The sequence below is a fragment of the Streptomyces sp. NPDC090025 genome (assembly GCF_044748125.1).
Classification (GTDB): domain Bacteria; phylum Actinomycetota; class Actinomycetes; order Streptomycetales; family Streptomycetaceae; genus Streptomyces.
Window position 1 is genome coordinate 1 of record NZ_JBIVFL010000006.1, and the last position, 7,355, is coordinate 7,355.

Genomic DNA, 7,355 nt, shown 5'->3' on the forward strand with positions numbered 1-7,355 from the left:
CTGCAGGGGGGACCCTGTGGGAGAGTAGGACGCCGCCGAACAATCATTGTGGGAAAGCCCCGCACCTTATGGTGCGGGGCTTTTCTGCGTTCCGGACCAATTCGGGCCGCTTAGGCTGGGTCCATGCGCTACGACCTGGTCCTCTTCGACAACGACGGTGTGCTCGTCGACAGCGAGCCGCTCGCCAACGCCATCCTGGCCGGCTACCTCACTGAGCTCGGCCACCCCACCTCGTACGAGGACTCCCTCAGGGACTACATGGGGGCTGCGGTGCACCGGGTGCACGACACCGTCCTTGAGCGCAGCGGGCAGCGGCTGCCCGAGGACTTCGACGCCACCCTGCACGCCCGCACCTTCGCCGCCTTCCAGGAGGAGTTGGAGCCGGTCGAAGGCGTCACCGACGTCCTCAAGGGACTGGCCGACGCGGGGCTGCCGTACTGCGTGGCGTCCTCCGGGAGTCATCAGCGGATCCGGGTCGGGCACCGCAAGACCGGGCTCGACGCCTGGTTCCGGGACGAGATCGTGTTCAGCGCCGAGGACGTCGGCAAGGGCAAGCCGGCGCCCGACCTCTTCCTGCACGCCGCCGCCCGCATGGGTGTGCCGCCGGAGCGGTGCGTGGTCGTCGAGGACAGCCCGCTCGGCGTCCAGGCCGCCGTCGCCGCCGGGATGGACGTGTACGCGTTCACCGCGATGACCCCGAAGGAGCGGCTGACCGGCGCGAACGGGTACTTCGCGGAGATGCAGGAGCTCCCCGCGATATTGGGGATGTGATCCATCTACCGCTGGGTAGGTCCCGGGCCTACGCTGTGCCGCCATGACAGATGCGCGGTTGCGGCGTGGGCGGGGATCCCTGGCGGTCAGCTTTTTCGTGCAGGGCGTCACGTTCGCCCTGCTCGTGACCCGAATACCGGCGATCCAGGACCGGTACGGGATATCCGACGGGCTGCTGCCCGTCTTCCTGGCGGCGGTGCCGATCCTCGCCGGGGTGTCGAGCGTCCTGACCGAGAAGGTCGTGGCGCGGGTCGGGCCCTCGGTGCTGCTGCGCTGGGCGCAGCCGCTGGTGCTGCTCGCGCTGCTCGGGGTCGGGGTGGGCTCGGAGCTGTGGGCGGCGGCCGTCGCGCTCGGTCTGTTCGGGCTCTCGGTCGGTGCGCTCGACGCCTCCATGAACATGCTGGGGGTCAGCCTCCAGCGGTCGTACGGCCGCAGCATCATGCTCGGCTTCCACGCCGCGTACAGCCTCGGCGGCATCGCCGGTGCCTCGCTCGCCTGGGTGGGGGCGCACTGGCACCTGTCGCTGTTCTGGTCGTACCTGCCGGTGGTGGTCGTGCTGCTGCCGGTCGCGTTCGTCGGGAGCCGCTGGTACGTGGACGGGGAGCCGGGTCCGGCCGCCGTCGCGGGTGCCGCGCAGGCGGGGGAGAAGAAGGGGAGCGACGGGGTCGTCTTCCGGATGCTGCTGCCGCTGTGCCTGGTGATGACGTTCGCGTACATAGGGGACTCGACGGTCTCCAACTGGTCGGCGAAGTACCTCCAGGACGTGCTGCACAGCTCGGAGGAGCTGGCGACCGTGCCGTACAACGCGTACATGGTGACGACGCTGCTCGGGCGGTCCGTCGGCGATCTCGGGGTGCGGCGGTTCGGGGCGGTGCTCGTGGTGCGGGCCGGTGCGGTGCTCGCGGCGCTCGGGTTCGCGGTGGTCGCGGTGGCGCCGGGGGCGTGGGCGGGGATGGCCGGATTCACCGTCCTCGGGCTCGGTCTGAGCGTGATCGTGCCGCAGACCTTCGCCGCCGCCGGGCGGCTGTTCCCGGCGGCCAGCGACGCGGCGGTCGCGCGGCTCAACGTCTTCAACTACGTCGGTTTCCTGGTCGGCTCGCCGCTGGTGGGCGCGCTCGGCGACGCCTGGAGCTATCGCGGGGCGATGCTGGTGCCGATGGTCCTGGTGCTCGTGACGGTGGTGTATGCCACGTCGTTCGGCGTTCCGAAGGCCCGATACGGTGGCGGTCATGAGCGGCCGCGCACTGTTGATGTGGGATGAAGCTGTCACGGGCTACGACTTCGGGCCCGAGCACCCGATGGATCCGGTGCGGCTCGCGCTGACCATGGGGTTGGTGCGGGCCTACGGGCTCGACGGCAAGGCCGAGGTGACGGCGGCGAAGCCGGCCGGGGACTCGACGCTGCGCCTGGTGCACCGCGAGGACTATGTGGCGGCGGTGCGGGCGGCGTCGGCGGACCCGCGGTCCGCGGACCAGAGCTACGGCCTGGGCACGGTGGACGATCCGGCGTTCGCGGGGATGCACGAGGCGTCGGCGCTGATCGCCGGGCAGTCGGTGGGCGCGGCCGAGGCGCTGTGGCGGGGGGAGGCGGCGCACGCGGTGAACTTCGCGGGCGGCCTTCACCACGCGATGCCGGGGGCGGCGGCCGGGTTCTGCATCTACAACGACGCCTCGCTCGCGATCGCCCGGCTGCTCGAACTGGGCGCGGAGCGGGTGGCGTACGTGGATGTGGACGTGCACCACGGTGACGGGGTGCAGGCGGCGTTCTGGGACGATCCGCGGGTCCTGACGATCTCGCTGCACGAGCATCCGAGGACGCTGTTCCCGCAGACCGGGTGGCCGGAGGAGACCGGCGCGGACGGTCCCGGCGAGGGCGGTGCGGTGAATCTGGCGCTGCCGGCCGGGACGGGTGACGCGGGCTGGCTGCGGGCGTTCCACGCGGTGGTGCCGGAGCTGATCGCCGATTTCCGGCCGCAGGTGCTGGTGACCCAGCACGGCGCCGACACCCACTTCGAGGATCCGCTGGCGCATCTGGCGGTGTCCCTGGACGCGCAGCGGGCGGTGCAGGAAGCCTGTCACGACCTGGCGCACGCGCATGTCGAGGGCGGCAGGTGGCTGGCGCTCGGCGGTGGCGGATACGCGGTGGTCGACGTCGTACCGCGGTCGTGGACGCATCTGGTGGGGATCGCCGCGCACGCTCCGGTGGATCCGGAGTCGGTGATCCCGTCGTCGTGGCGGGATCTGGTGTACGCGCGGACCCGGCAGCTGGGGCCCGGCCGGATGACGGACGGGCGGTGGCCGGTGGACTTCCGGGACTGGACCGAGGGGTACGACCCGGCGGACCGGCTCGACCAGTCGATCCTGGCGACCCGGCGGGCGGTGTTCCCGCTGCGCGGGCTGCTGGCCTGATCCGCCGCTGGCCTGATCCCTTCGCCTTCCCCGCGTACGGGCCGTTCGGCGTCGACGGCGCCGTTACGCCAACTGTGCGTCATCGAACGGGTTTTGGCCCCGGTGCAGGGTCGTTCCGGCAACATCGTCGGCGTGCTGAGTACCGGGGCGCTGCGGGCGCATCTGTTGGCCGCCGGGTTGGCGGGGACCGTGGCGACCTCGCGGGAGGAGAGCCTGCGCAGCTATCGGCTGTTCGCGGCGCGGGATCCGCGGGTGACGCTGGGGCTCGATCCGGTTCTGGGCTGGGACGAGAGTGATCTGCTGAGGCTGATGGCGGACAAGTGCGGGGTCTCGGACGATCCCGCGCACCGCTCGGGCCCGGATGTGATCGACCCGGAACGGACCCTGGGCGCGCTCGCGGCGTTCGCGGAACGGCTGCGGGTGGCGGCCGGACGGCGGTCCCCGGTGCTCTTCGGGACCGGTCATCCGCACCGGTTGCTTGGTTTCTACGCCACGCTCGCAGACGCTTTGTCGGCGGCGGGCTGTCTTGTTCTCACCCCGGCGCAGGGCCGATGTGTCGACATAACGACCCGGTTCGGCGTACGTATGCACCGGCTGGACTACGTACGCGGTGTCGCGCTTGTGCGAGAACCGGACCTGTCGGCGGCAGGGCGTGAGCCAGGGGCGCACACCCACTCGCCGCTGCCGGTCAGGGCGGCCCTGGAAAGCGCGGCCGAGGCCGGCGGGCCGCTCCCGGAGCTGGTGGTCGGCGACCACGGCTGGGTCTGCGGGGCAGGTCAGCTGGGTATCGAAGCCATCGGGCTGGCCGACACCGACGATCCCGCACTGTTCGTCGGCGAGGCCGAGGGGCAGGTGTCGGTGGCCGTTCCACTTGATGACGGGGTGCGCTCGGACTACTACCGTCCACTCACTCGCTATGTACTCAATCGAGCGTGTCTGTCACGGTAAACGGCCGGTGGCTGCTCCTCTTCCCCACTCGTACCACCCGCCCCTACTCTGGGCGTGAGCGCTCAGCGACGAAGAGTCACCGGAGGGGAAGCCGGCGGCCGTCGCGTGGCGGAAGGTACAGGTGGGTCATGGCTGCTGGCGACAGGCCTCTCAACGAGGTGAAGTTTCTGACCGTGGCGGAGGTCGCCTCGGTGATGCGCGTCTCGAAGATGACCGTGTACCGCTTGGTGCACAGCGGTCATCTGCCCGCGATCCGGGTGGGAAGGTCGTTCCGGGTGCCGGAACAGGCGGTGCACGAGTACCTGAGGGAGTCGTTCGTGGGGGTGGCGACCGCGTAGGGGACCCGGCCCGGCACCGGGTCGTTCCGGCGAATACGCCCGCGGATTACGAGCCGGTCGCTCGGGGCGGTAGGCTAGCCCCTCGTAGGTCGTGTGGGCCCAGACGCCCCGCACCGATCCCCACCGCGTGTGGGGATGTTCCGAGTAGTGAGCGAGGGTAGTCGTGGGCTCTGTTATCAAGAAGCGGCGTAAGCGGATGGCCAAGAAGAAGCACCGCAAGCTGCTCAAGCGCACGCGCGTTCAGCGTCGCAACAAGAAGTGAGCGACGCCGCTGACGCGGCGTACCGCTTCTGCGTGGCCCTCCACCGTTCTTCGGTGGGGGGCCACGCTTTTATTGCGCCGAAATGTGGAGGCGCTACGGTGGCGGTCAGCGGAACACCGGTGGAATGAACTCCGATGAGTTCCGACGGACTCCGCTGGACTCCGATGGACTGCCGACGGAAGGCGCTTCTCTTGGGCAAGGTCGTGCTCGTCACCGGTGCGGCCCGGCACCTCGGGGCGCGGTTCGTCCGGCGGGTCCAGCGGGACCCCGAGGTCGAGCGGGTGATCGCCGTGGACGCCGTCGACTCCCCGCATCCGCTCGGCGCCGCCGAGTTCGTGAAGGCCGACATCCGCAGACCGGCCATCGCCAAGGTGCTCGCCCAGTACGACGTCGACACGGTGGTCCACATGGACGTCACCGGCACGGCGCTCGGCTCCGGCGGCCGGACGTCGGTCAAGGAGACCAACGTCATCGGCACCATGCAGCTGCTGGGCGCCTGCCAGAAGTCGCCGCGCACCAAGCGCCTGGTGGTGAAGTCCAGCACCAGCGTCTACGGGGCCGCGCCCCGCGACCCGGCCGTCTTCACCGAGACCACCCCCGCCAAGTCGCTGCCGAGCGGCGGCTTCGCCAAGGACGCCGTCGAGGTCGAGGGCTATGTACGGGGCTTCGCCCGGCGCCGCCCGGACGTGGCGGTGTGCGTGCTGCGGTTCGCGAACATCCTCGGGCCGCGGGTGGACTCCCCGCTCGCCGAGTACTTCGACCTGCCGGTGCTGCCGACCGTCCTCGGCTACGACCCGCGGCTGCAGTTCGTCCACGAGGACGACGTCATGGACGTCCTGGAGCTCGCCGCGCGCGAACCGCGCCGGGCCACCCTCAACAGCGGCACCTTCAACATCGCCGGGGACGGGGTGCTGCTGCTCTCCCAGTGCGCCCGGCGGCTCGGCCGCCCGACGGTGCCGGTGCTGCTTCCGGCCGTCACCTGGGTCGGGCAGGCGCTGCGCACGATCGGCGTGACCGACTTCGCGCCCGAGCAGATCCGGCTGCTGACGCACGGGCGGGTGGTGTCCACCGTGCAGATGCGGGAGACCCTCGGCTTCACCCCGCGGTTCGGCACGGCCGAGGCGTTCGCCGACTTCGCCCGCAGCCGGGGGCCGGGGCTGCTGCCGCCGGAGCTGCTCGCCGGTGCGGTGGACCGGCTGGCCGGCCGGCTCGTACCCGAACGCCCCCCGGCCGAGCGCCCGACGCCCGAGCGCCCGATGTCCGAACCGACCTCTCCGACCGCGGAATAGGAGCCCGAACGCGATGGCGGACGCCAAGGTCATCCCCTTCGACGACGACCGGTCCCGGGCCCGCAGACGGCCCGTGCGGACCGACGGCGACGCGGCCGTACGGGCGCTGCCGTCGACGCAGCCGGTGGACGCGGCCCCGGAACCCTCCGAGGCGTCCGAGCCGGCCGCGGAGGTGCCCGCCACGGGCGGCCCGGGCGGCTGGGAGCGGCGGCTGGCCGGGGGCCTGGCGTTCCTGCGGCGGCGGGTCACCGGCGAGTACGAGGTCGACGAGTTCGGCTACGACGAGGAGCTCACCGACCAGGTCCTGATGTCGCTGCTGCGGCCGCTGGCGGACAAGTACTTCCGGGTCGAGGTGAAGGGCGTCGACAACATCCCGAAGGAGGGCGGCGCCCTGGTGGTCGCCAACCACTCCGGGACGCTGCCGCTGGACGGCCTGATGATGCAGGTCGCCGTGCACGACCACCACCCCGCCGGGCGGCATCTGCGGCTGCTCGCCGCCGATCTGGTCTTCATGCTGCCGGTGGTGAACGAGCTGGCCCGCAAGGCCGGGCACACCCTGGCGTGCGCGGAGGACGCGGAACGGCTGCTGAAGGCCGGGGAGATCGTCGGCGTGATGCCGGAGGGCTTCAAGGGGATAGGGAAGCCGTTCTCCGAGCGGTACAAGCTCCAGCGCTTCGGGCGCGGCGGCTTCGTGTCGACGGCGCTGCGCGCCGGGGTGCCGATCGTGCCGTGCTCGATCGTGGGCGCGGAGGAGATCTATCCGATGCTCGGCAACTCCAAGACGCTGGCCCGGGTGCTCGGTCTGCCGTACTTCCCGCTGACGCCGACCTTCCCGTGGCTGGGGCCGCTGGGCGGGCTGCCGCTGCCGACGAAGTGGACCATCCAGTTCGGCGAGCCGATCCCGACGGACGGCTACCCGCTGGAGGCCGCGGACGACCCGATGCTGATGTTCAACCTGACGGACCAGGTCCGCGAACAGATCCAGCACACGCTGTACAAGTTGTTGGTGCAGCGGCGGTCGGTGTTCTTCTGACGCGTACGCGGGAGGTGTGGGGCCTCGCCCCGGGTCGGCGGACGGAGTCCGGCGCAGCCGCCCGAAGCCGCTGAGGCCCCCTGGGCCGAAGCGTGCGAGGGCGGCCGGAAAAGGGGGGCCAAGTTGCTGGTGCAGCGGCGGTCGGTGTTCTTCTGACGGCTTTGCGTCGAGCGGTACGGGGAGGGGGGGCGCCCCCGGGGGGGGGGGGGCCCCCCCCCCCCCCCCCGGGCGGGGGGGGGGGGCGCGGCGGTGGATGGCGCGGGCCGGCCGCCCGCCCGGGGGGGTGGGGGGGGTCGGCACGGGCGG

At 71.6% G+C, this 7,355-nt stretch carries 8 protein-coding genes; all 8 read left to right on the plus strand.

Going from position 1 to position 7,355, the window contains the following annotated elements; all coding sequences use genetic code 11:
* Positions 1-123: 123 nt before the first annotated feature.
* The 8 genes from ACIPXM_RS16150 to ACIPXM_RS16185 all read left to right on the plus strand — a co-directional run bounded on the left by ACIPXM_RS16150 (position 124) and on the right by ACIPXM_RS16185 (position 7,049).
* On the plus strand, positions 124-771 hold the full coding sequence (locus ACIPXM_RS16150) for an HAD family hydrolase (RefSeq protein WP_401655568.1): 648 nt from the start codon (positions 124-126) through the stop codon (positions 769-771).
* Positions 772-814: 43 nt separating this feature from the next.
* The gene (locus ACIPXM_RS16155; RefSeq protein ID WP_401655569.1) at positions 815-2,032 is read left to right on the plus strand and encodes an MFS transporter; all 1,218 of its coding nucleotides are present in this window, start codon (positions 815-817) and stop codon (positions 2,030-2,032) included.
* Positions 2,001-3,179 (plus strand): acetoin utilization protein AcuC, encoded by a 1,179-nt coding sequence (locus tag ACIPXM_RS16160; protein WP_401655570.1) that lies wholly within the window; start codon positions 2,001-2,003, stop codon positions 3,177-3,179. Before ACIPXM_RS16155 ends, ACIPXM_RS16160 begins: the two co-directional genes overlap by 32 nt.
* Positions 3,180-3,311: 132 nt before the next feature.
* The gene (locus tag ACIPXM_RS16165) at positions 3,312-4,127 is read left to right on the plus strand and encodes a phosphatase (RefSeq protein WP_401656166.1); all 816 of its coding nucleotides are present in this window, start codon (positions 3,312-3,314) and stop codon (positions 4,125-4,127) included.
* A 128-nt stretch (positions 4,128-4,255) separates the two neighbouring features.
* Positions 4,256-4,465: a helix-turn-helix domain-containing protein gene (locus ACIPXM_RS16170; RefSeq protein ID WP_046910004.1), complete on the plus strand. Its 210-nt coding sequence runs from the start codon at positions 4,256-4,258 to the stop codon at positions 4,463-4,465.
* 163 nt (positions 4,466-4,628) lie between these two features.
* Positions 4,629-4,727 carry a 30S ribosomal protein bS22 gene (locus tag ACIPXM_RS16175; protein ID WP_003948845.1) on the plus strand — a complete coding sequence of 33 codons (99 nt, stop codon included), beginning with the start codon at positions 4,629-4,631 and terminating at the stop codon, positions 4,725-4,727.
* A 191-nt stretch (positions 4,728-4,918) separates the two neighbouring features.
* The gene (locus ACIPXM_RS16180; protein WP_401655571.1) at positions 4,919-6,016 is read left to right on the plus strand and encodes an NAD-dependent epimerase/dehydratase family protein; all 1,098 of its coding nucleotides are present in this window, start codon (positions 4,919-4,921) and stop codon (positions 6,014-6,016) included.
* Between the two features lie 13 nt (positions 6,017-6,029).
* Positions 6,030-7,049, plus strand: coding sequence for a lysophospholipid acyltransferase family protein (locus ACIPXM_RS16185; RefSeq protein WP_401655572.1), 1,020 nt, complete (start codon positions 6,030-6,032; stop codon positions 7,047-7,049).
* Positions 7,050-7,355 lie beyond the last annotated feature (306 nt).